Annotated in this window: 18 protein-coding genes and 1 pseudogene; 15 read left to right on the forward strand and 4 right to left on the reverse strand. The window is 70.6% G+C overall.

What is annotated here, in order from left to right; genetic code table 11:
- Positions 1 to 141: 141 nt before the first annotated feature.
- The 3 genes and pseudogenes from H4F70_RS20575 to H4F70_RS20585 all read left to right on the forward strand — a co-directional run.
- Positions 142 to 316 (forward strand): annotated as a pseudogene (locus tag H4F70_RS20575) (transposase); the annotation flags it as partial.
- A 346-nt stretch (positions 317 to 662) separates the two neighbouring features.
- Positions 663 to 830, forward strand: coding sequence for a hypothetical protein (locus tag H4F70_RS20580; protein WP_235681618.1), 168 nt, complete (start codon positions 663 to 665; stop codon positions 828 to 830).
- Positions 827 to 1,489 (forward strand): DUF3320 domain-containing protein, encoded by a 663-nt coding sequence (locus tag H4F70_RS20585; protein WP_235681542.1) that lies wholly within the window; start codon positions 827 to 829, stop codon positions 1,487 to 1,489. The genes H4F70_RS20580 and H4F70_RS20585 overlap by 4 nt, the downstream gene beginning before the upstream one ends.
- 656 nt (positions 1,490 to 2,145) lie before the next feature.
- Here the strand turns inward: H4F70_RS20585 and H4F70_RS20835 are convergent.
- Positions 2,146 to 2,280, reverse strand: a complete 135-nt coding sequence (locus H4F70_RS20835; RefSeq protein WP_268968322.1) for a hypothetical protein — start codon at positions 2,278 to 2,280, stop codon at positions 2,146 to 2,148.
- Positions 2,281 to 2,567: 287 nt separating this feature from the next.
- On the opposite strand from H4F70_RS20835, the gene H4F70_RS11090 reads away from it, so the two are divergent.
- The 7 genes from H4F70_RS11090 to H4F70_RS11120 all read left to right on the forward strand — a co-directional run bounded on the left by H4F70_RS11090 (position 2,568) and on the right by H4F70_RS11120 (position 11,358).
- Positions 2,568 to 3,170 (forward strand): hypothetical protein, encoded by a 603-nt coding sequence (locus H4F70_RS11090; protein ID WP_182357238.1) that lies wholly within the window; start codon positions 2,568 to 2,570, stop codon positions 3,168 to 3,170.
- A complete protein-coding gene (locus H4F70_RS11095) occupies positions 3,167 to 3,700 on the forward strand; it encodes an RES domain-containing protein (RefSeq protein ID WP_182357239.1) in 534 nt (177 codons plus the stop codon). Before H4F70_RS11090 ends, H4F70_RS11095 begins: the two co-directional genes overlap by 4 nt.
- A 235-nt stretch (positions 3,701 to 3,935) precedes the next feature.
- Positions 3,936 to 5,624 (forward strand): glycoside hydrolase family 13 protein, encoded by a 1,689-nt coding sequence (locus H4F70_RS11100; RefSeq protein ID WP_182357240.1) that lies wholly within the window; start codon positions 3,936 to 3,938, stop codon positions 5,622 to 5,624.
- Positions 5,625 to 5,755: 131 nt separating this feature from the next.
- On the forward strand, positions 5,756 to 7,375 hold the full coding sequence (locus tag H4F70_RS11105; protein WP_182357241.1) for an ABC transporter substrate-binding protein: 1,620 nt from the start codon (positions 5,756 to 5,758) through the stop codon (positions 7,373 to 7,375).
- A gap of 14 nt (positions 7,376 to 7,389) precedes the next feature.
- Positions 7,390 to 9,933: a glycoside hydrolase family 3 C-terminal domain-containing protein gene (locus H4F70_RS11110; protein WP_220471695.1), complete on the forward strand. Its 2,544-nt coding sequence runs from the start codon at positions 7,390 to 7,392 to the stop codon at positions 9,931 to 9,933.
- Positions 9,934 to 9,943: 10 nt separating this feature from the next.
- Positions 9,944 to 11,149, forward strand: a complete 1,206-nt coding sequence (locus tag H4F70_RS11115; RefSeq protein WP_182357242.1) for a Gfo/Idh/MocA family protein — start codon at positions 9,944 to 9,946, stop codon at positions 11,147 to 11,149.
- Positions 11,134 to 11,358 carry a hypothetical protein gene (locus H4F70_RS11120; RefSeq protein WP_220471696.1) on the forward strand — a complete coding sequence of 75 codons (225 nt, stop codon included), beginning with the start codon at positions 11,134 to 11,136 and terminating at the stop codon, positions 11,356 to 11,358. The genes H4F70_RS11115 and H4F70_RS11120 overlap by 16 nt, the downstream gene beginning before the upstream one ends.
- A gap of 343 nt (positions 11,359 to 11,701) precedes the next feature.
- Here H4F70_RS11120 and H4F70_RS11125 read toward each other — a convergent pair whose 3' ends face one another.
- Both H4F70_RS11125 and H4F70_RS11130 read right to left on the reverse strand, forming a co-directional pair.
- Entirely contained in the window at positions 11,702 to 12,244 is a 543-nt protein-coding gene (locus H4F70_RS11125) for a DUF6036 family nucleotidyltransferase (protein WP_182357243.1), read from the reverse strand.
- Positions 12,241 to 12,753 carry a helix-turn-helix domain-containing protein gene (locus tag H4F70_RS11130; protein WP_235681058.1) on the reverse strand — a complete coding sequence of 171 codons (513 nt, stop codon included), beginning with the start codon at positions 12,751 to 12,753 and terminating at the stop codon, positions 12,241 to 12,243. Before H4F70_RS11130 ends, H4F70_RS11125 begins: the two co-directional genes overlap by 4 nt.
- 306 nt (positions 12,754 to 13,059) lie before the next feature.
- Here H4F70_RS11130 and H4F70_RS11135 point away from each other — a divergent pair, with 306 nt between their 5' ends.
- From H4F70_RS11135 to H4F70_RS11150, 4 genes are all read left to right on the forward strand, one after another.
- On the forward strand, positions 13,060 to 16,380 hold the full coding sequence (locus H4F70_RS11135) for a carboxyl transferase domain-containing protein (protein ID WP_235681059.1): 3,321 nt from the start codon (positions 13,060 to 13,062) through the stop codon (positions 16,378 to 16,380).
- A gap of 58 nt (positions 16,381 to 16,438) precedes the next feature.
- The gene (locus tag H4F70_RS11140; RefSeq protein ID WP_182357244.1) at positions 16,439 to 18,160 is read left to right on the forward strand and encodes an AMP-binding protein; all 1,722 of its coding nucleotides are present in this window, start codon (positions 16,439 to 16,441) and stop codon (positions 18,158 to 18,160) included.
- Positions 18,161 to 18,169: 9 nt separating this feature from the next.
- Entirely contained in the window at positions 18,170 to 18,826 is a 657-nt protein-coding gene (locus H4F70_RS11145; protein WP_182357245.1) for a TetR/AcrR family transcriptional regulator, read from the forward strand.
- Between the two features lie 121 nt (positions 18,827 to 18,947).
- Positions 18,948 to 20,432, forward strand: a complete 1,485-nt coding sequence (locus tag H4F70_RS11150; protein WP_182357246.1) for an acetyl-CoA acetyltransferase — start codon at positions 18,948 to 18,950, stop codon at positions 20,430 to 20,432.
- Positions 20,433 to 20,510: 78 nt separating this feature from the next.
- On the opposite strand, the gene H4F70_RS11155 is transcribed toward H4F70_RS11150, so the two are convergent.
- A complete protein-coding gene (locus tag H4F70_RS11155; RefSeq protein WP_235681060.1) occupies positions 20,511 to 21,107 on the reverse strand; it encodes a TetR/AcrR family transcriptional regulator in 597 nt (198 codons plus the stop codon).
- A 279-nt stretch (positions 21,108 to 21,386) separates the two neighbouring features.
- Between H4F70_RS11155 and H4F70_RS11160 the strand changes: the two genes are divergently transcribed.
- Positions 21,387 to 23,243 (forward strand): multicopper oxidase family protein, encoded by a 1,857-nt coding sequence (locus tag H4F70_RS11160; RefSeq protein ID WP_235681061.1) that lies wholly within the window; start codon positions 21,387 to 21,389, stop codon positions 23,241 to 23,243.
- The last annotated feature ends 3 nt before the right edge of the window (positions 23,244 to 23,246 follow it).

Raw genomic sequence — 23,246 nt, forward strand, 5'->3', positions numbered from 1 at the left:
TCTCGGAAAGCACCGGACTGGATAACGTGCATCAACACGGATCTGCAACCTGGCGCTCACGATGTGATAGCAGGCCTTGCCCCCGGTTCTTGGACACGCTGAATCCAGAGTCTGCTGGTGGAAGCGAGATGATCGAGAACCATGGCACGGAAGAACTCCTCGGATGAGTTCCGTCGGCAGGCGGTCGAGTTGTATGAGTCGACGCCGGGCGCGACGATTCGCGGAGATCGCCGCCGTTCTCGGGGTCGTGCGCGGCTCGTTTACGAACTGGGCGGACAAGTACGGCTCCGGGCCCAAGGCCGCGGCGGACGGCAGTGCGATCGCCGGTAACCGTTTCTGTGGGAGTCCCCCGACCAGCCGGTCGCCAGGTGGAACGACGAGGAGGACGGCCCCGAGCAGTATCTGGCCGACACCCCGGATGGCGCCTGGGCCGAATTCCTGCGGCACGAGGAGATCACGGCCGAGGCCGACCTGGCCGGCGTCAGCTGTGCCAGGTGGGTCGTCGAGATCGGCGAGCCCGTGTTCGCGGAGCCGCAGCTGCCGCGCGAGGTCCTGGTGGGCGGGCCCGTTACCTACCCGGCCTGCCGCAACGAGGAACGGCGTGTCCGCCGCGAGCACGGCGCACACGCACTGCGTGCTCCGTCCGCCGCGTTGCTGCCGGGGTGCGCCGGGGTTACCGCGTCGAGCTGGGTCTCCACGTCGGCCCGGAGACGGACGGGCACGTCTTCGTGCTGTTCGGCGCCCGGCCCGACGCGTGCGGCTGGATGATCGTCGACGACGGGCGGCCGCCACGGTCACTGATCGGCACGGTGAGGCCGCTCGCGGGGTGACACCTGCGGCACGGGTGGCGGCTTCCGCCCCCACCGCCACCGTTGACCTATCGTCGAATCCCGGCCTGAACACCACCCCGAGTGCCGAACGCGACTGGCACGGCCAGGGCGTCGCCTACACTGCCGCGCCGACCACGCAGCTCGGCCCCCGCGAGGACCTCGACCGCGTCAACTCGCCATCCGTCCGCGCGACGATCACCGCAGCCGTGCGCGAGACCGTGGAGGCCGAGGGTCCCATCGAGCTCGACCGCCTGGCACGTAACATCGGCCGCCTGTTCGGGCTGGACCGCGTCCGCGCCAAACCCCGCGAGTTCATCACGGAATGCGTGCCCGCCGAACTCATACACCGTTCCCCACTCGGCGACTTCGTGTGGCCGCGGGAGCTCGACCCTGCCCGGTGGCGCGGCTACCGCTCGAGCCTCCCCGGCGACGACAGGCCCATCGCCGACATCGCGCCTGAGGAGATCGTCAACGCCATGGCCGCGATGTGCCGCAGGCGCGCCCTCGACGACGAATCGCTCCTGCGGGAGACGATGGCGCAGTTCGGCATCGGACGCCTGGGCGGCAACGTGCGCGAACGGCTCGAGGCGTGCCTGGAACTCGGCGTGCGCAGCGGCAGGCTGATCCGATCTGGGGAAAGCGTGCGCGCGGGGGCGTAAGGGCGGAAGCCGCTGGCCCCAGCGGTAACACCTTTTCGCGGCGCTAGGAATTGAGGAACGATTCGCGTCGTCACTGTACGGCGCTGTGACCTGGACTAATACCATCGCTTCCACCACTGCACATCGCCTGCCTGCCCGTTCGGCCCTGCCTCCACCACGACAGTGACAACGGGATCGGTTCCTCGATTCATAGCTTCCGGAACCGGCACCCTGACGCACGCTTGAGCTGTGGATAACCCGGTTAAGTCGCGGGTCACACGCGGTATGGTGACCGCGAGCGGGGAGGCTCACCAGAACCGCACGGGGGAAAACATGACGGACGAGCTGGTCGTCACGCAGGAAGCGATCGACACCATCGAGGGGGCCTACGAGAGAGCGGCAGACGAGTTCCGCTGGCTCCCAAACGGATTTGCACGAACCTACGGCCCCGAACCGTGGGGAACGCTGCCGTCGCTGCTCCAACTCCAACGCTTCTACGAAGACTCGGCCATGGGTGAACAAAACTCGTGCGTCGCCCGCCTCGGCCAATACGCCGACGCTGCCGCCCGCTTCGCAGAATGGGTCCGAGCCGGCGGCGAGGCAGTTTTCCGCGCAGACTACGACACCGGCAGCTATGACGGAAACGACGCCGACTTCGCAGTGCTGTCACGCCCCTCTCAGCCGGGGAACGGGTCGATAAATGGGTCCATCACCTCCTCGGCATCCAGGGCCCCGTCTCCAGCACCACAGTTGCCGGGCACTTCACCGAAGTCGAACTCGTCACCTCCGGACGCGCACGCCAGGATTGCCACGTCGTTGTCCGGGTCGATTACGGCTTCCTGGATATCCAAGGCGGCCCACTCGGAAAACTCGCCCCCTCCTACCCCCGCGACTGCGACGCCGTCCTCACCTTCGCCGACATCCTCACCCGCGAGGTCGACGTGCGCTGGCAGCCGACAGGGTGACATGCGACCGACAGAGACCAGCCGCGCAGGCGCGTCCCATCGAGGCAGGCCTCAGCAGGTCGCCGCGCACCTCTACCGAACCGGACTACAATCGGAAATTGGATGGTCTCCGTTGTGATCCCGGAAGGAGTCCGATGTCCTCCGCGTTTCTGCTCAATGCGAGCGAGGCGCGCGTCGCGTACCTCGGGGTTCGCCTCGTCTCGGCCGCACGGCTGCTGGGGCTGGTCCCGAACGACGATGAACGTGGAGTAGACAACGACCAGATCGTTGCCGCACTGGCGGCATTCTCCCGGCACGGCGTGGGCCGGGTGCCGTTCGCGCTGCAAGAGCAGTTCACCGCCGCAACCCTGTCGGTCCTGCTGGAAGAAGCCCTGGCGGCTATGGAGTCCTCGCCGATGCCCCACCTCGAATGGGGGCCGCTGTCGGAGCTTCTCGGAGAGGATCTACTGGCTCGCCTCGTCGGCGTATCGGCGACCTCGCTGCGCCGATACCGCACGGGCGAGCGGGCCACACCGGATGTGGTCGCCCGCCGACTTCACTTCGTAATGCTGATCACCACCGACCTCGCCGGCAGCTACAACGATTTCGGCATCCGCCGCTGGTACTCCCGTCCCCGCTCAGCCCTCGGCGGCGAGGCCCCCACCGCGGTGTTCTCGGGAGACTGGGGTGAGGACGACGTCCGCGTCCGGCAGGTGCGCGACCTCGCACGCTCGCTTCTCGGCGCGGCCGCATCGTGATCGCATTCCGGCAGTGCGATCGCCGGTATCCGTTTCTATGGGAGTCCCCCGACCAGCCGGCCGCCAGATGGAACGCCGAGGAGGACGGCCCCGTGCAGTATCTGGCCGACACCCCGGATGGCGCCTGGGCCGAATTCCTGCGGTACGAGGAGATCACGGACGAAGCCGACCTGGCCGGCGTCAGTCGCGGCATGTGGGCGGTCGAGATCGACGAGCCCGAGTTCGCGGAGCCGCAGCTTACGCGTGAAATCTTGGTGGGCGGGCCCGTCACCTACCCGGCCTGCCGAGACGAGGCACGGCGTGTCCGCCGCGAGCAGGGCGCACACGCACTGCGTGCTCCGTCCGCCGCGTTGCTGCCGGGGTGCGCCGGGGGTTACCGCGTCGAGCTGGGTCTCCGCGTCGGCCCAGAGACGGACGGGCAGGTCTTCGTGCTGTTCGGCACCCGACCCGACGCGTGCGGCTGGATGATCGTCGACGACGGGCGCCCGCCCCGGTCACTGATTGGCACGGTGAGACCGCTCGCAGAGTGACACGTGCGGTACCGGTGGCGAGCTCCGGAGCCGAGTACCGCGGCGACGCACGCCGCCCAGCCCACGTCCACCGGGGGTGCGCGCCACCCACAGACGGCAACTGGGTCAACTGCACAGACCGCACCGCAGCTGCTTCGGCACTTCCCACATCGGGACCGCGCGACACACCACTCCACACGACTGCTACGACTACAGTGACCGGCTTCACGGAGCCGCCGCACAGCCGAGGAGCCCCATGGACACCGCCTCCCGCGTCACCGATCCCGCACCAGCGTCCGAGCCCGCGCACGGGGACACCGCCGCCTGGTGGCGCACTGCCGCCATCTACCAGGTCTACATCCGCAGCTTCGCCGACGACAGCGGCGACGGCGTCGGCGACATCGCGGGCCTGCGGCGGCGGCTGCCCTACCTGGCGGAGCTCGGGGTCGACGCCGTGTGGATCAACCCCTGGTACCGCTCCCCCATGCACGACGCCGGCTACGACGTGGCCGACTACCGCGACATCGACCCGCTCTTCGGCACCCTCGACGCGGCGCAGGACCTCATCGAGGCCGCGCACGCGCTCGGCATCCGGGTGATCCTGGACCTGGTGCCCAACCACGTCTCCCACGAGCACCCGTGGTTCCGCGAGGCGCTCGCCTCCCCGCCCGGGTCGCCGGCCCGTGACCGCTTCCACTTCCGCTCCGGCGACGCCGTCCCCAACGACTGGGTGAGCCCCTTCGGCGGCCCCGCCTGGACGCGCACGACGAACCCCGACGGCAGCCCCGGCCAGTGGTACCTGCACCTGTTCACCCCCGAGCAGCCGGACCTGAACTGGAACAACCCCGAGATCCGCGCGGAGTTCCTGCGCACGCTCCGTTTCTGGTTCGACCGGGGCGTCGACGGCTTCCGCATCGACGTGGCGCACGCCCTGCACAAGGCCCCGGGCCTGCCCGACCTCGACGGCCTGCCTTACCCGGTGCCGCGCCCCGAGGACGGCTCGCCCGCGCCGGCGCACCCGTTCTTCGACCGCGACGAGGTGCACGCTATCTACCGCGAGTGGCGGGCCGTCGCCGACTCCTACGACCCGCCGCGGGTCTTCGTCGCCGAGGCGTGGGTGAACGACCCCGCACGCCTGGCCCGCTACGTCCGGCCCGACGAGCTGCACGGCGCCTTCAACTTCGACTTTCTCCTCGCCTCCTGGAAGCCCGACGTGCTGCGGGCCGTCATCGACCGCTCGCTCGATTCGCACGCCGGCGTCGGCGCCCTGCCCACCTGGGTGCTGTCCAACCACGACGGCATGCGGCACGTGTCCAAGCTCGCCCGCCCGCAGACCGACACGCGCGTCGCCTTCCTCAGCCAGGTGCGCGACGACCCCGCCGACCTCGCGCTCGGCGAGCGCCGCGCACGCGCCGCCGCGCTGCTCATGTTCGCCCTGCCCGGCGGGGTGTACATCTACCAGGGCGACGAGCTGGGGCTGCCCGAGGTGGAAGACCTGCCGGACGACGCGCTGCGCGACCCCATCTGGGAGCGCTCCGGCCACGCCGAGCGCGGGCGCGACGGGTGCCGGGTGCCGCTGCCGTGGTCCGGGGACCGCCCGCCCTACGGGTTCAGCCCCGCCGAGGCGAGCACGCCCCCGTGGCTCCCGCAGCCCGACGACTGGGCCCCGCGCACCGCCGCCGCCCAGGACGGGGATCCGGGCTCCATGCTCGAGCTCTACCGCGCGGCGCTGCGGCTCCGGCGCACGCTGCCCGCCGACGCACCTCTGACATGGCTGCCCGCCCCCGACGGCGTCCTGCACTTCTCCCGCGGCGACGCGCTGCGCTGCCTGGTGAACCTCACCGGCGACGCCGTCGCCGCCCCCGCGGGCGAGGTCCTCCTGGCCAGCGGACCGCTGCGTGACGGCGGCACCGTACCGCCGGACACGGCCGTGTGGGCGCGCTGACCCGCCGGCGACCGCCACTTTCCGCAGTCCCGGTAATCGGGACAGCGGGGCATCACAGGCACCCCGCGCAACAGACTCGACACAGCATATGTAACCCGCATCACATATCCGTCCGTTCCCGAAAGGCCGCAATGCCCTCGACCACCCGCCGTTTCGCCGTCCTCGCCGCGGCGCTCGCCACCAGCGCGGCACTCATCGCCGGGTGCACGAGTACCGCCGACACCGGCTCGGCCGGCGGCGGCTCCGGCGGGGACGAGGCCACCGAATCCGTCACCGCGGCCGGCATCATCGGCGATCAGGCCGAGCCGGGCGACCCCGTCGACGGTGGGACGCTGAGCTTCGCCGGATACTCGATGCCGTCGAGCCTCGACCCGGCGAAGACGCAGGCGGCCGGGTCCAACGGCGGCACCGAGATGGCAAGCGTCTACGACCTGCTCCTGCGGTACGACCCCGCCAAGGGCGAGTTCGTGCCGAACCTGGCTGAATCGCTCACGCAGAGCGACGACCACCTGACCTGGACGCTCGCCCTCCGCGACGGCGTCACCTTCAGCGACGGCACGCCCCTCGACGCCGACGCCGTGGTCGCCAGCCTCACCCGCTACAACGACGCCGGCGGCGCCAACAGCGACCAGTTCCTACCTGCTGTCGCCGAGTTCTCTGCCACCGGCCCGCTCACCGTCGAGTTCCGGCTCAACGAGCCGTGGTCGGAGTTCCCGGCGCTGTTCGCCTTCGGCCACGGGATGATCCTCGCCCCCGCCGCCTACGCCGACCCCGACAACTTCAAGCCCATCGGCGCCGGGCCGTTCACCGTGACCCACTTCGCCCCGTCCCAGTCGATCGACCTGGCGCCCCGCAAGGACTACTGGAACGGCACGCCGCACCTGGACCAGCTCAAGTTCGTCAGCCTCTCCGGCGGCCAGCCCCGCATCCAGGCGATGGACACCGGCGGCATCCAGATGACCTTCCTGCGCTCACCGGAGTGGGTGGACGCGGCCAAGTCCCAGTACCCGGGCTACTACGAGCCGTTGAGCGTGGCGAGCGTCGGCCAGATCAACACCCGCCCGGGCCACCCCGGCGCCGACGTGACCGTGCGCAAGGCGATGGCGCTGGCCATCGACCCGGACGTGATCAACCAGCGCGCGTTCGACGGCAAGGCGCTCGCCACCAGCAAGGTGTTCGCCAAGTGGTCAAAGTGGCACAACGACGTCCCCGCCACCGAGCACGACCCCGACCAGGCGCGCACCCTGCTCGAGCAGGCGAAGGCCGGCGGCTACGACGGGCACATCAGCTACGTGACGGTGAACAGCCCCACCTCGCAGGCCATCGCCACCGCCGTCGAGGCGATGCTCGAGAACGTGGGCTTCGACGTGGACGTGCAGTACACCGCGTCGGTGACCGACATGATCCAGCGGCTGTACGTCAACCACGACTTCGACCTCACCTACGGGTCCATGAGCATCTCGGACGCGGTGCCGAACCTGCGCCTGGCCGGGCTCAAGTCCACCGACCAGTCCGACGTGCTCGGCTACAAGAACCCCGAGATGGACGCCGCGCTCGACGCCGCGCACCAGGCCGTCACCGTCGAGGCGGAGAAGGCGGCGCTGAAACAGGTGGAGCAGATCATCCATGACGACGTCCCGATGATGCCGTGGGCGGCGGGCTCCAACTTCGTCGCCTGGGCGCCGAACGTGTACGGCACCGTCCCCAGCGCCGACGGCATGGTGCTGCTCGGCGGCACGTGGCTCAAGTGACGCCGGAGCCGGGCGTGACGCCAGGCGAGGAGCGGTTGCGCAGCCTGGTCGCGGCGCTGCCGCTGGAGCGGAAGGTGCGGCTGCTCACCGGCGGCGGCTTCTGGACGCTGCACGGCGACGACGCGATCGGCCTGCGGCCCGTCGTGATGTCCGACGGGCCGTCCGGGGTGCGCGGCACCGCGTGGGGCACCGACGAGCCCTCCCCCGTGCTCCCCTCCGGCAGCGCGCTGGGCGCCACCTGGGATCCGGCGGTGGCCCGCGACTACGGCTCCGCACTCGGCGCGATCGCACGAGGCCGGGGCGTCGACATGCTGCTGGGCCCCACCGTGAACCTTCACCGCTCCCCCTACGGCGGGCGGCACTTCGAGGCGCTGTCGGAGGACCCGCTGCTCACCGGCGCCCTCGCCGCCGCGCACATCGACGGCGTGCAGTCCCGCGGCGTGGCCACGTGCGTCAAGCACTACGTGGGCAACGACTACGAGGTGCAGCGCCACACCGCCAGCTCCGACATCGACGACCGCGCCCTGCGCGAGGTGTATCTGGTGCCGTTCGAGAAGGCGGTGCGCGACGGCGGGGCCTGGACGGTGATGGCCGCCTACAACCGCGTGGGCGGCACCCCGATGACCGAGCATCCGCTGCTCGACGCCCCCTTGAAGGACGAGTGGGGATTCGACGGAGTGGTGGTGTCCGACTGGCTCGCCGCCCGCTCCACCGTCGCCTGCGGCAAGGCGTCGCTCGACCTGGTGATGCCCGCTGCGGCGAGCCCCTGGGGCGATGCGCTCGTCGCCGCCGTGCGGGCCGGCGACGTCCCCGAGGAGGCGGTGGACGCGAAGCTCCTGCGCGTGCTGCGGCTCGCCGGGCGCGTCGGGGCACTGGGAACCGAAGAACCGCCGGCCCCGGCGATGCCCCCTGCAGGCGAGGCCGCCGCCACTGGCACTGTCGTCGTCGCTGACGCTGACGCTGCCGCCACCGCCGCTGCCGACGCCGTGCGGTTCGCGGTGGAAGGCACGGTGCTGCTCCACAACCGCGGCCTGCTGCCGCTGGCCCCGACCCCCGATTCGGCGGCGGCCTCCGACTCCACGGTCACAGCCGGGCCCGCCTCGATCGCGGTGATCGGGCCCAACGCGGCGTCGGCCCGCATCCAGGGCGGCGGCAGCGCCACGGTGCTGCCGGATGTATCGGTCTCCCCGCTCGAGGGCATTCGCCGCCGATTCGGCGGGGCCCGCGTCGAATTCCGCCTGGGCGTCGAGCCGCACACCGGAATCTTCCCGTATCCGCCGGAGGCCGTCCGCGACCCCGTGACGGGCGACCGCGGCCTGCGCGTCACCCTCACCGGCGACGACGGCACGGCGCTTGCCGACGAGACCCGCGCGACGGCCGAACTCACCTGGCTGGGCACCCTCCCCCCGGGCGCCGCCACGCTGACGGTGCGCGCGGTGGTCACGCCCGAGCGGACCGGGGAGACGGTGGTCGGCGTCGCGTGCGCGGGCGGCTTCCGCATGGACCTCGACGGCGAGCACGCTCTGGAATCCGACGGACAGCATGCCCCGGACGACGCCCCGCCGCGCCGCCCCGAGCAGGACATCTTCGCGCCGCCCGTGCACACCGTCACCAGGGAGCTCACGGAGGGCGTGCCCTACGACCTCGTGGTGACGTGCGACCTGCGCACCGCGCCGATCCCCGGCGTGCACACGCTCACGCTCGGCTGGGCACCCTACGAGGGCGGGGCCGAGCAGATGCTGGCCGACGCGGAACGTGCGGCGACCGCCGCCGAGGTGGCCGTCGTCGTGGTGGGCACGTCGTCGCGGACGGAGAGCGAGGGCTTCGACCGCACCACCCTGCGCCTGCCGGGGCGCCAGGACGAGCTGGTGCGCCGCGTGTGCTCCGCCAACCCGCGGACCGTGGTCGTCGTCAACTCGGGCGGCCCGGTGCTCATGCCGTGGCGCGACGAGGCCGGGGCGCTGCTGGTGAGCTGGTTCGGCGGCGGGCGCACGGGCGAGGCGCTGGCGCGGATCCTCGCGGGCGACGACGAGCCCGGCGGCCGCATGCCCACCACGTGGCCCGCCGAGGAAGCGCAGCTGATGGGTCCCGACGCCCCGGTGGACGGGCACGTCGCCTACGACGAGTCGATCCACCTGGGGCACCGCGGCTGGCTGCGCGCCGGCCTGCGCCCCGCCTGCTGGTTCGGGCAGGGCCTCGGCTACACCCGATGGCGCATCGGCGAGGTGGACGCGCCGCCGATCGTCACGGCGGGCACGGACTTCGCCGTGCAGTGCGCCGTCCGGAACGTCGGCGCACGCCCCGGCAAGCAGGTCGTGCAGGTGTACGCGTCACGTCCGCGCAGCGCCGTGGACCGCCCGCGCCGCTGGCTCGCCGGATTCACCCCGGTGCGGCTCGCCGCGGGCGAGGAGACGGTGGTGACGGTGCCCGTCTCCGCCCGCGCGCTCGCCGCCTGGCGTGGCGGTCAGTGGTGGTACGAGAACGGCGATGTCGAGATTCTGCTGGGCACCTCGGCCGTCGACATCATCGGCCGCGTCATGGTGACCGTGCGCGGATGAGGCCGCCGCGATGAACGTCGGCGTCCTGGGTGCAGGCAGCGTGTTCGGCGCGTACCTGCGCGGGCTCCGCGACGTCGCCGGGCTGCCGGTGCTGCGGCTCGCGTCGCGCGACCCCGCTCGGGCCCGGGCAGCGGCACAGGCCGCGGGAGTGCCGCGTTGGGGCGGGGTCGACGACGTGTGCGCGGACGACGACGTCGAGCTCGTCGTGAACCTCACCCCGCCCCAGGCGCATGCCGGGACGACGCTCCGCTTGCTCGAGGCCGGCAAGCACGTGTTCGTGGAGAAGCCGTTCGCGCCCGACGTGGTCACCGCGCAGCGGATCATCGACGCCGCCACGTTCGCGAGCCGCCTGCTGGGGTGCGCGCCGGACGTCTTCCTGGGGCCGGCCGGTCAGACGGCTCGCGCCGCCCTCGACGCGGGCATGATCGGCAGGCCGTTCGCCGCGACATCGTTCGTCCGCTCGTCGCGGGTGGAGACGTGGCATCCGGACCCGGCCGGATACTTCGGGCCGCTCGGCGGGCCGGTGCTGGACTGGGGGCCGTACCACGTCGCGCTGCTGGTGAGCCTGCTCGGCCCGGTGCGCTCGGTGATGGCCGCAGGCCTGCGGGCGCGCGACGAGGTGGCCGTCTCGGCGCCCGGGCGGACCGGCGACGTGGTGCCGGTGGCCGTGGACACGCACGTGAGCGCCGTGCTCGAGCTCCCGGGACCGTGCCTGGTCACCGCCATGTACAGCTTCGACGTGTGGGAGACGACGCTGCCGCACCTGGAGATCTACGGCACCGAGGGGACGCTGCGCCTGCCCGATCCCACCCGCCTGCACGGGCCCGTGGAGTTCCGGGCACGCGGCGCCGACGCGTGGACCGCGCTGCCTGCCGTCATGCCCGGCTCCTGCGGGGCGAGCTGCGGGAGTTCCGGGGGCTCGGGGTGGCGGAGATGGCCGGCCAGCTCGCCACCGGCGGGCCGCACCGCACGGACGCCGCGCTGGGGCTGCACGTGCTCGAGGTGCTCACCTCGCTCGGCGAGTGCACGATGGACTCGGGCAGCCGGAAGATCCACAGCACCGTCGGCCGGCCCGCGGCGATGGAGCCGGAGTAGGTCCTGCGTTTCATCGCAGGACCGCGGTGCCGAGTGCACCTCCATGTTCACGCCGCCGGTTCCGGCACGCCGGGACGGAAGTGTGCCCTCGGCGATACCCTGTACATGGGGAAGGGAGTGACGATGGCCGACCGCTACGTACGCGTCAGCGACTACCCCGAACTCGCCTACCTGTGCTGGCAGCGCGAGCGGGACGCGCGTATCACGGAAGCCGACGCGCTGGCGATCTACGAACGCAATTGGCGACACGTCGGACCCTTGACCGACCGTGAGCGACGCTTCGTCCACCATCTCGTCGACGCGTACGGCAACGGTGTGCTCCTTGTATAGGCGCAGACACCACCAGCTGATCGCGCGTGTGCTCGAGAAGCTCGACGCGCGATTGCTGCGAACTCGACAGGCAGAAAGCCGCCGCTGGGCGACTCTCCCGCCCAGCCCAGGAATCGCGGAAGAATTTCAGCCGGTCAAGCGCGTCGCCCAGTCGCAGAACCTTGCCAGGTCGGCAACAGTTTGCGCAGCTCACGGACTCTACCGGTGCTGACCCGTTGCTTTCCTCAATCCTAGGCTCGAACATCAGCACACTGCCTTCAATTCACGTTCATCGCCAGGTCTCGCGCGTCACCATCGTCCACTGCGGTTCGCGTCCGCGCGGCGAATGTCATCGGGTCGGTCGTCACTTCGAGTAGTTCGCCACGAAGCCGCTGAACCTCCTGCGCACGAGCGCGTGCTTCTCCGGCAACAGCGCGCACCGCTCCCGAAGCACCGTGAGGTTCAACAGGTTCGCCTGGATAAGCGCGTCGACGAAGGCCAGGTCCTTCTCGCGCCTCGCACCGAGTTTCGCGACCGCGAGATCGTGGGGTTCCAAAAAGCGCGGGTCAGCAGGCTCAGCAACCCTCAGCGGCCAACTGATCAGACGGTCGCGCCAGCCAGGTGGCAGGTAGATCGCCGTGTCGATGTGCACACCTTCCGCGTACACCCCGTTGGTCTGATGGAACGCGGACAGCTCGCCGATGGCCCCTTTGACGTCATCGGCTTTGCTCCGATCGGCGTCGTCGAGGAACGCGATGTCGGCCTCGATAGACGCAGTCGCCGTGGGCGGGAGGTCGGCCTCGTCAAAGGTCCCCAGGATGGACTGGGAACCGACGACAAGGACATCCCGATCGCCTGTGATCGTGCACGCGGCCCGAAGAAGATGGGCGAGCTCGTCACGTGTCACGCGGCCACGTGTCTGCGGTCCCAGTACTCACGGAACGAGCGCAACACCTGCCGGCGAACGGGATCGGCAAGCACGCCCGCGAACGGGCTGTTCTGCCGTAACTCCCTGGAGCGCTCATCGGTGCCCGTGAGCACGGCTGCGACGTCCTCGACCCCGCCGTCGATGAGATGTTCCCACTGCTGCAGGTAACGCGCAGCCATGCCGTCAGGACGCTGCCGCATCTTCCACACCCGGATGTTCTCTCGCGCTGTCTCGAGCATGCGGTCCGGCTCGGTCACCAGATGGGCCAGCAGCGCACGATGCAGCCACAGGCTCTTCGCCTGCTCACGAGTGAGCCGTGGCGCCAGCAGGTGGTCAATATCGCACCGTCGGATCCGACGATGTGTCCCCGTCGTCGTGCAGTTCAGCTCGCCGCGGTCACACAGATCAACGACATGCTGACGTGAGACGCCGAGAATGCCCGCCGCCTCGCTCGTAGTCAGCCACCCATTACGCACAGCACCCATCATAGCGCTAAACACCATAAACACAACGAATGGCGAAGAGTGGATGGCCCAGCGCTACTCGTGGGCCGGCTGATCCTGCGGCGGGCCTGGACCCCAACGTCACGCTCCCATGGGCGGTCGCACGTTTCATGACAGGTCCGCGCGGTGGGTATACCCCCTTCGCAGTCGGACTCCGGTCCCCCCGTTCACGACGAGCGTTGACACTATTGTCAATCTGCGTAGTATCCGTGATGACGCACACATCGATACCGCACGTGCAGCGCCGGGCACACCGGAGCGCGAAGCGCGGTGAATCGGGAGGTACCTCGGATGACGCTGAACCCTCGCGACCACGCCGCGGATGGCGCGGGTCCGCAGCCCACGGCGGGAATGCGGATTCTCGTCGCCAATCGCGGCGAGATCGCTGTGCGCATCATCCGCGCGATCCACGAACTCGGCGCCACCGCCGTCGCCGTGCATCCCGACGACGACTCTGCATCGCTGCACGTGCGCCGGGCGGACGAGGCGGTCCGGCTTCCCGGGGCCGGCACGGCTGCATACCTGGACATCGACGCGGTCACCGGTGCGGCCGCCGACTCCCACTGCGATGCGCTGCACCCCGGCTACGGATTCCTCAGCGAGAATGCGGAATTCGCCCGGCGCTGCGCCGCTGCGGGAGTCACTTTCCTGGGGCCCGACGCCGACGTGCTCGCCATGCTCGGCGACAAGTCCCGCGCCCGCGCGCTCGCCGTCGACCACGGCGTCCCCGTCCTGCCCGGCACGGCCGGCCCCACGTCGCTCGAGGAGGTGCAGGAGTTCGCCACGGCGCACGGGCCGGTGATGATCAAGGCGGTCTCCGGCGGCGGCGGACGCGGCATGCGCGCCGTCACCGACCCGGCCGGGCTGGCCGACGCGTACGAACGCTGCGCGTCGGAGGCCCGCGCCGCCTTCGGCGACGACGCCCTCTACGTCGAACGCCTCGCGCTCGCGCCCCGGCACATCGAGATCCAGGTGGTCGGCGACGGCACCGGCGTGCAGCACCTCGGCGAACGCGACTGCAGCGTGCAGCGGCGCAATCAGAAGATCATCGAGATCGCACCCAGCCCGGCGCTCGGTCCCGAGTTGCGCGCTCGAATCATCGCCGACGCGCTGCGGCTCGCGTCGGCCCTCGACTATCGGGGATTGGGGACGTTCGAGTTCCTCGTCGACGGCGACGAGCACTACTTCATGGAGGCCAATCCGCGGCTGCAAGTCGAGCACACCGTCACCGAACAGATCTCCGGCGTCGACCTCGTCAGCACGCAGATCCGCGTGTGCACGGGCGCGAGCCTCGCCGCCGTGGGCCTGTCCGAGCCACCACCGCTGCACGGCTACGCCGTGCAGGCCCGCGTCAACTGCGAATCGCTCGACGAGACGGGCGCCCCGCTGCCCAGCAGCGGAACCATCACCGCGTTCGCGGTGCCATCGGGGCCCAGTGTCCGCGTGGACACCTGCGGCTACACCGGATACCAGGTCAGCCCCCGCTACGACTCGCTGATCGCCAAGGTCATCGGCACGTCCGGCACCTTCGCCGGTGCCGCCCGCCGCACGGCCGACGCGCTGGCCGAGTTCACCGTCGACGGCCCCGCCACCAACCTCGACCTGAATCACGCGATCCTCACAAATGCGTCATTCCTGTCAGGCACATTCGATACGGGATTCATCGCCGAGAATGCCCCCGCACTGCTCGCCCACCGCCGCCCGCACGGCGACGGCGCCCCCGACGAAGGCGCTGACGGGGCCGCTGACGCCGCGACCGCTTCGGACGAGTGGAACGCCCCGGCGGGCGCCCTCCGCATCGACGCGCCGATGGCCGGGGTGCTCGTCCGCCTCGGCGCCGCCGCCGGCGACATCGTCGGCGAGGGGACCGTGGTCGGCGTCGTCGAGGCCATGAAGATGGAGCATCCGGTGCGCGCCCCCGCTCCGCTCCGGATCGACGCGGTCCTGGCGGACGCGGGCGGGTTGGTCGAGGCCGGCCAGTGCCTGGCCTACGGAAGCCCCGCCGCGACGGCCACCGACACCCCATCACGGCGCGACGACCGCTCCGAGGGCGAGGACAAGGACGACTGGTCGGCGGAGGTCGCCGAGATCGAACGTCGTCGCGCCGCCGCCCGTCAGATGGGCGGGCCGGACAAGGTCCGGCGGCAGCACGACTCGGGCCGGCGCACGGCGCGCGAACGCATCGACTCACTCGCCGACCCCGGCACGTTCCGCGAGATCGGAGCACTCACCGCCTTCGTCGACTACGACGAGGACGGCACCGCCGTCGCGGTCCAGCCCGCAAACTTCGTGGCCGGCACCGCCGAGATCGACGGCCGCAAGACGGCCCTCGGCATCGACGACTTCACCGTCCGCGGCGGGGCCGGCGACGCGGCCATCCACGACAAGCAGATCTTCCTCGAGAGGTACGCGCGCGAGATGCGGCTGCCCATGGTCCGCCTGCTCGACGGCGCCAGCGGCGGCGGCAGCGTGAAGATGGTCCGCGACGCCGGCTTCAACTATGTGCCGGTCAATCCCGGGTGGGACGCCGTCGTGGACCTGCTGTCGCTTGCTCCGGTGGTCTCGGTGGCCATGGGCCCGACCGTCGGACTCGGCGCGGCGCGCTTCGTCATGTCGCACCTGGCCGTCATGGTCGAGGGCACCAGTCAGCTGTTCACCGCCGGGCCGCCGGTCGTGTTCGGCGGGACGGGCGAAAAGCTCACCAAGGACGAACTCGGCGGTATCGCCGTGCATCGCCGCAACGGTTCTGTGGAACGCACTGCGTCAGACGAGGACGCGGCGATGGACACTGTCCGCCGGTTCCTCGGCTACCTGCCGCGCAACGTCTTCGAGCTGCCGCCGGTGCAGGAGCGGGTCGACCCGCCCGTCCGGCGCGCCGAGTCACTCCTCCGTGCGATCCCCCGGAGTAAGCGCACGGGATACGACATCGCCCCCATCCTGGACGCGGTGTTCGACGCCGGTTCGGTCTTCCCCTACGCCGAATACGGCGACAGCACCGTGACCGCGCTCGCGCGTCTCGACGGCCATCCTGTGGGGGTGATCGGCACCGATCCGCGCCGGGGCGCGGCGATGTCGGTCGAGGGGGCCCAGGCCATCGGGCGGCTCGTGGACCTGTGCGAGACGTTCCACCTGCCGATCGTGAGCCTCACCGACCAGGCCGGCGTCAACATCGGATCGGCGGCCGAGTCACGCGCGTCCATCCGGGCGGGCGCCCGCGCGATCAGCGCCGTCTACCAGGCTCGCGTGCCGCAGGCGGAGGTGGTTCTCCGCCGCGTGTACGGCGTGGGCGGTGCAGGGATCGTCAACCGGCACCGCGCTTCCCGCAGCTGGGCGTGGCCGTCGGGAGACTGGGGATCCTTGCCCGCGCGCGGCGGGATCGAAGCCGCCTTCAAGGCCGAGATCGCCGCCAGCGGCGACCCCGAAGGTGCTGTCCGCCGCATCGGCGACGAGCTGGAACGGTACGCCTCGCCGCTGCGCACTGCAGAACACTTCGGCATCCAGGACCTCATCGATCCCCGCGACACGCGGCCACTGCTGTGCGACTGGGTGGCCGACGCCTACCGCGTGCTGCCGGAACTGCTCGGCCCTCCGTCGATGGGGATGCGGCCCTGACCGGCAACCGCACGACCACCAAAACGCATACTCCGCCCGCTATCGAAAGCGAAGAACAATGGACGACACCGCACTGACGGAACTGCTGACGGCCGACGGCGAAACCGCAGTCGAACGGCTCGATCACTGGGCCGAAGTCGCCGGCGACAAGCCCTTCTTCTACTACGGCGAAGACGACCTGACGCTGACCTACGCCGAGTTCGGCCGCCGCACCGACGCCATCGCCGGCAACCTGAAGCGCCTCGGTGTGCACAAGGGCGACCCGGTCAGCGTGTTCACCACCAACCCGCTCGCCGCCGCTCTGGCGATGTTCGGCGTCTGGAAGGCCGGGGCCGTCTACAGCCCGGTCAACTTCGCCTACACCGGACGCCTGCTGACCTATCAGCTCGACGACACCGCGCCCGCCATGGTGATCACGGACGCGAAGCTCATCGGCGCGCTCAATGACGTCGCACCGGAGCTGGCGTCCGCTCCTCAGGTGTGCGTCTACGAGCCGGCCGAGGGCGCCCACGATCACGTGCCCCACCGCCCGCCGACCGACGGCCGATTCACCGATGTCGCCTGGTCCCGACTCACCGCGGAGGCAGCGCGCCCGCAGGTGACGATCGCCGCACACGACCCCGCGAACATCGTCTACACGTCCGGCACCACGGGACCGGCGAAGGGCGTCCTGCAGCCCCACCGCTGGATGAACCAGTACACCTTCGCATTCCGGCGGACGCTGACGCCCGACGATGTGGTGTACAACGATCTGCCGCTGTACCACGTGGGAGGGGCGGTCGAGAACGTCGTCCGCGCCGCCTGGGCGGGATGCACGGTGGCCGTGTGGGACCGGTTCAGCCCCAGCGAGTTCTGGCGGCGCATCGAGCGGTCGGGGGCCACCACCGCGATCCTCCTCGACGTGATGATCCCCTGGCTGGTCAAAGCCCCGGAGAGCCCGCGAGACCAGGACAACACGCTGAACAAGGTCTATATGCAGCCCTTTCCCGCCAACCATGCCGAGGTGGCCCGGCGATTCGGCTTCGACTTCGTGCTCGGCGGATTCGGCCAAACGGAGTCCGGCAATCCGCTGGCGGTGTACGTCGAGGAGTGCGCGCCCGGTGAAGGCACACCCGCCGACACGTACGTGGGCCTCGACCATGCGCAGATCACGGAGCGCGCCGGCGAGATCGGCGTACAGGTCCTCGGCCCTAGGGAGGCCGACCGGCGGGGACTCATGGGGCTGCCCACGCCCCTGTTCGAGGTGGCGGTGCTCGACGACTCCGACAATCGTTGTGCACCTGGCAAGGTAGGCGAGCTCGCCTTCCGACCGAAGCTGCCTTCACTGCTGTTCACCGAATACCTCGGCAAGCCCGAAGCGACGGTGCGCGCATGGCGCAACCTGTGGTTCCACACCGGCGACTCGGCCGTCGAGACCGACGACGGCGCGTTCGCCTTCGTCGACAGGCTCGGCGACCGTATCCGTGTGCGCGGCGAGAACCTCTCGTCCTTCCAGGTCGAGGAGGTCATGAACGGCCACGACGCGATCGCACTGGTGACGGCGTTTCCGATCCCCAGCGCCGAAGGTGACGAGGACGACATCGTCGTGTACGCGACCCCGGCGGAAGGCTCGTCGGTGACCGCGGAGGAGCTGCAGGAGTATGCGACGCGGAACATGCCCAAATACATGCGCCCGCGCCACATCCGAATCGTCGACGAGATCCCGAGGACGCCGACCAACAAGATCGAGAAGTACAAGCTCCGCGGGAGGATCCTCGGCGAGCTCGGCCGTGACGGATAATCGCGGATCATGGTGAGCGAACCAGGGAACGACGATGCGGCGGCACCCGACTGGGCGGCGGCGCGGCAACGGCGCGCGACCGCGGACAACGTCACGCGGGGCGCGCTCCTGGAGGCCGCGGCCCGCGTGTTCGCCCGCAAGGGCTTCGCCGCCACGTCCGTCGGCGACGTCACCAACGAAGCCCGGGTGTCGAGGTCCGCGTTCTACGCCTACTTCCGTAGCAAGCACGAGACCTTCCTCATGGTGGCGGGCCAGGTGAGGGACGATTTCCTGCACGCTCACGAGCTCCCCGGCAATCTCGATCCACGGGCGATGGGTCGGGCATCGATTGCGGCATTCCTGACCGCCCATGCGCAGTACTCGGCGCTGCTCACCGTCATCGAGCACGAGGCCGGAGCCGATTCCGAGATAGACGCGATCTGGCACGAGATGCAGAGGCGCCCGGCCCGGCGGATGGCCCGGTACGTCCGCGACCTCGCCGCGCAGGACCAGGCCGATCCCGTCGCCGAGCCCGAAATGCTCGCGGAGTCGATGTTCGCCCTGTTCCGCCGCTTCGGCGCCGAGCTCGCCGTGGACACGATAGACGCCGCCGACCCGACGAGCCGATTCGCGCGACGAGTGGACGAACTCACCGCCGTCTACCTGCGCTTGATCGGCGCCGAGTAAGAAGAGCCGTCGGCGGCACGACCGCGCACATTGCCGTGGCGAACCCGCTTGCCGGCCCCTCGTACAGCCCGCGTAGGGCGACGACGCCCGTGCCACCCCCTCCGGCGATACGCTGCCGACCATGACCTTCGATCCGCGTACACCCGTTCTCGTCGGCGGCGGCCAGGTGTCGGAGCACGACGGCGGCATCGAACCGGTGGATCTGATCGCCGAGGCCGCCCGGGCCGCTGCCGCCGAGGCCGGATCACCTCGGCTCCTCGAATCCCTCGATACGGTCTGGCTCTCGCGGATCCTCTCGTGGCCGTACCGCGACCCGGGCCTCCTCGTGGCGGACCGCATCGGAGCTGTCCCCCGCCACACCGGCTACAGCGGCACCGCGGGGAGTGTTCCGCAGGTCCTTCTCGCGCGTGCCGCCGAAGACATCGCCGCCGGCCGCCGCGACGCCGTCCTGGTCGGCGGTGCCGAATCCTGGCGCACCCTGATGAAGCTGCGCGCACAGGACCGCACACCCGAGTGGACGGTGCAGCCGGAAACCATCGAACCGGCCGAGAATCTGGTCCCGGACGTGCCGATGGGCGCCGAGGCCGAGAAACGCATCGGCTTCACCCGGCCCGCGCACATATACCCGCTGTTCGACGACGCGCTGCGCCTACGGCTCGGACGCACGCGCTCCGTGCACCGCGACGCGCTCGGACGGTTGTGGTCACGGATGAGCCGCGTGGCGGCCGAGAACCCGCATGCCTGGTCACGCGAAGCCCTGCCCGCGCAGCAGATCACGACGCCGAGCCCCGAGAACCGCATGATCGCCTCTCCGTATACCAAGCGGATGAACTCGAACAACATGGTCGACCAGGCGGCGGCTCTGCTGATGTGCTCGGCCGCGACCGCGGACGCGCTGGGTATCGCACGCGACCGATGGGTCTTCCCCCATGCAAGCGTCGACGGCCATGACACCTACGCGATCGCCGAACGGCCCGCGCTCGATCGCTGTCATGCGATACGTATCGGCGGACAACGGGCGCTGGAGCTCAGCGGCATCGGCCTCGACGACATCGCCTATGTGGACCTGTACTCCTGCTTCCCGTCGGCGGTCCAGATCGCCGCGCGCGAGCTCGGGCTGCCACTCGACGACCCCGCCCGCCCGCTGACCGTCACGGGCGGGCTGTCCTTCGCCGGCGGACCATGGTGCAACTACTCGGCGCACGCGGTCGCGAGCATTGCCGAGCGTCTCCGCGACAACCCCGGCAATTACGGACTGGTCACCGCGAACAGCGGTTACCTGACCAAACAGGCGATCGGGGTGTACAGCACCGAGCCGCCGGCGAGCGGATTCCGCCGTGCCGACGTGCAGGCCGAGATCGACCGTGTCCCGACAGTCCGGGCTCTCGACACCTACGCCGGACCCGCCACCGCGGAGGCGTCCACCGTCGTCTACGACCGGTCCGGCGAACCCGAACGCGCCTTCCTCGCCGCCCGCACTTCCGGAGGCGAGCGGGTGCTGGCCGTCTCTCAGGACGACGCCGACATCGACGCACTCGTGTCCTGCGAGGAGGCTTCGATGCCGGTCGACATCGACGCCGACGGCACGTTCCACGTGTCCGGGTAGCACAGGCGTGGCGGGCGCACCGGCCACCTCGCGCTGTGCACCGCCGGGTCGAACCGGCGACGGGGCGCCTCCCCTCACCTATGGCCGCGCGGTCACCATGGCGATGAGCCTGTCGATGTCCTCGACCTCCGGCGCCGGCAGGTTGCCGCGGGCGTGGATGAACCCCACTCCCGCGTAGACCATCACCCCGGCCCGCAGGCGCGCGTCCTGCTCGTCGAAGCCGAGCTCGCGCATCGTCGCCTCGACGACGTCGAAGATCCGCCGGTCGAGCACGCGCACGGACTCGGCAACCTGTTCGTTGGTGCGCGCCCAGTCCCGGATCGCCCGCTCGACCGTCCAGGAGCCCTCCGCGAGCAGCATCCGCGACATCACTCCGAGGCGTTCGTCGACGGGGAGCGACTCCAGGTCGTCCAGGCCGCGCACGGCGTCGTTCTGGCGCCCGCACCAGTGATCGGCGGTCGCGGCCATCAGCGATCGCAGGTCGGCGAAGTGCCAGTAGAAGCTGCCCTTCGTCACGCCGAGCCGGGCGCACAACGTGGAGATCTTCACGGCGGCCACGCCGTCCTCTACGAGGAGCGCGAGCGCCGCCGTCGTCCAATCGTCGACGCCGAGGCGGCCTGACTGCGGAGCGGCCGCGTCAGCCTCCGGGCCACCCGTCCTACTGTTCCGGCCCACGACCTCACCTCCGGCTTCCGCGCACCCGAAACGCACGATACGCACCCGAGGACGTAAAGGACTGATGGACATGCCGACACCGCGTCGTCTCCGGCCCCGGGTGCCCGGCGGCCGGCTCCGTCGTCGTGGGGCATCCGTCGTGCGGCATCACCGATATCCGCACAACCTGGCCCCACACCATACCGTACGGTATGTTTAGCTTTGAGATGCGGATCACACCGCGCGGCGATCGGATCACGCCCGATCCGCGGGTCCGATGCCGGAGAGGAGGACGCGCGCATGATGCACCCAGGCCGCCGCGACACCACCCGCAGCTCCGCGGCGCCGGCCGTCCGCCGCCGTGATCTTCTGCGCGGCACTGCGGCCCTGGGCCTCGCGGCGGGATTCGTCGGCCTCGCCGACGGCCGCACCCCGGCTTCTGCGGCGAACGCGTTCCACTACCCCGACGGCGTGCGCAGCCCGCTGCTCTTCCACAGCCCGCGTCTCGAGCCGTTCCGGGACGCGCTCCCGGTGCTCCCGACGCTGCGGGGCACGGCGCTCGACATGACCGCGTCGAACGGCCGCCACCGTTTCCACCGCGACCTGCCGCCCGCCCCCTCGTTCGGCTACAACGGCCGGTCGCATCTCGGCCCCACGATCGAGGCGGAATCCGGCACGCCGTCCACCCTCACGTTCCGCAACGCGCTGGGCCGCCACCCGTTCGCCGACGACATCGACGTGACCCTTTCGGGCGTGAAGAAGTCCTACGGCGACTTCCCGCCCACGTCGTTCCATTTGCACGGCAGCCCCACCGCGCCGGACAGCGACGGTCACCCGATGCGCCTGTCCTGGCCCGGCCAGGGCGACGTCCACCACTTCCCGAACAGCACCGAGGCCTGCCACCTCTGGTACCACGACCACGCCATGGGCATCACCCGGCTCAACGTCTACGCCGGGCTCGCGGGGATGCACCTGGTGCGCGACGCCTTCGACACCGGCCGCGCAGACAACCCGCTGGGCCTGCCCGCCGGGGAGTTCGAGAACGTCCTGGTGCTCCAGGAGAAGATCCTCACCGACGACGGCGGCATGAACGCCCGCTCGACGTGGATCGTGCCGGAGGGCAGCTGGGAGGGCGGCTCTGCCGGGGACGTCGGCGTGGTCAACGGCGTCGTCTGGCCGCGCATGCCCGTCGCCCGCGGCCTCTACCGCTTCCGCATCATCAACGCGGATTCGTTCAGCACCTGGAATCTGCACCTGTCCACCCGCGCGCGGTTCTGGGTGATCGGCAACGGCGGCGGCCTGCTCGACGCCCCCGTGCCCACCACCGCGGTCCGGCTCGCCCCCGCCGAGCGCATCGACGTGCTCATCGACTTCTCCGGTCATTCCCCCGGCGACCTCATCGAGCTGCGCAACGACGAGGAGCCCGTCTTCCAGGCGGCGATCCTCGGCGAACGCGCCATGCCGTTGTTCTGCCGCTTCGAGGTGGGCGCGGCGCGCGGATTCACCGGGCCGGTGCCGCACACGCTGCGCGGCGGACGCCGGCAACCCGCGCTGCTGCCCCCACTCGCCGCGCCGTCACGCACACGTGACGTCACGGTGAGCCAGCCTTACGCCCTGCGCATGCCGCCCGCGATGATGACGCTGAACAATCTGCGCTGGTCGGACCCGCAGATCGAGACGCCCCGCCAGGGCACCATCGAGCAGTGGAACATCATCAACATCACCCCGGACCCGCACCCGATCCACCTGCACTTGGTGATGTTCCGGATCCTGGGCCGCACTCCGCTGCGCACCCTCGAATACCAGGCGGCGCATCCGCAACCGCCGCTCGGCGTCAAGTGGGCGCCGTCCGCGGAGCGGTTCCTCGCCGGCCCCATGGCGCCGCCCGCGGCGTGGGAGCGCGGGTGGAAGGACACGGTCCTGGTGCCCGGCGGCAGCGTCACGCGCATCATCGTGCGCTTCCCCACCGCCGAGGAGCTCGGTTTCGACCCGGACGCACCGTTCTCCGCCGCACCGTCGATGCCCGGCGCGCGTCCGTATCCGCCGGGCGCACCCGACCCGGACGACGCCGCCGAAATGCGCGGCTACGTCTGGCATTGCCACCTGCTCGACCACGAGGACCACGAAATGATGCTGCGCTACCGGACCCTCGCATGAGCG

It is taken from the genome of Tomitella gaofuii, assembly GCF_014126825.1.
Classification (GTDB): Bacteria; Actinomycetota; Actinomycetes; order Mycobacteriales; family Mycobacteriaceae; genus Tomitella; species Tomitella gaofuii.

What these genes read in the sequence shown, in the direction of transcription:
- H4F70_RS11130 (WP_235681058.1), bottom strand. Translation starts at nt 12,753, where the DNA reads ATGATGGGTGCTGTGCGTAATGGGTGGCTGACTACGAGCGAGGCGGCG.
- H4F70_RS11135 (WP_235681059.1), top strand. Translation starts at nt 13,060, where the DNA reads ATGACGCTGAACCCTCGCGACCACGCCGCGGATGGCGCGGGTCCGCAG.
- H4F70_RS11145 (WP_182357245.1), top strand. Translation starts at nt 18,170, where the DNA reads ATGGTGAGCGAACCAGGGAACGACGATGCGGCGGCACCCGACTGGGCG.
- H4F70_RS11115 (WP_182357242.1), top strand. Translation starts at nt 9,944, where the DNA reads ATGAACGTCGGCGTCCTGGGTGCAGGCAGCGTGTTCGGCGCGTACCTG.
- H4F70_RS11105 (WP_182357241.1), top strand. Translation starts at nt 5,756, where the DNA reads ATGCCCTCGACCACCCGCCGTTTCGCCGTCCTCGCCGCGGCGCTCGCC.
- H4F70_RS11160 (WP_235681061.1), top strand. Translation starts at nt 21,387, where the DNA reads ATGATGCACCCAGGCCGCCGCGACACCACCCGCAGCTCCGCGGCGCCG.
- H4F70_RS11100 (WP_182357240.1), top strand. Translation starts at nt 3,936, where the DNA reads ATGGACACCGCCTCCCGCGTCACCGATCCCGCACCAGCGTCCGAGCCC.
- H4F70_RS11150 (WP_182357246.1), top strand. Translation starts at nt 18,948, where the DNA reads ATGACCTTCGATCCGCGTACACCCGTTCTCGTCGGCGGCGGCCAGGTG.
- H4F70_RS11140 (WP_182357244.1), top strand. Translation starts at nt 16,439, where the DNA reads ATGGACGACACCGCACTGACGGAACTGCTGACGGCCGACGGCGAAACC.
- H4F70_RS11120 (WP_220471696.1), top strand. Translation starts at nt 11,134, where the DNA reads ATGGGGAAGGGAGTGACGATGGCCGACCGCTACGTACGCGTCAGCGAC.
- H4F70_RS11090 (WP_182357238.1), top strand. Translation starts at nt 2,568, where the DNA reads ATGTCCTCCGCGTTTCTGCTCAATGCGAGCGAGGCGCGCGTCGCGTAC.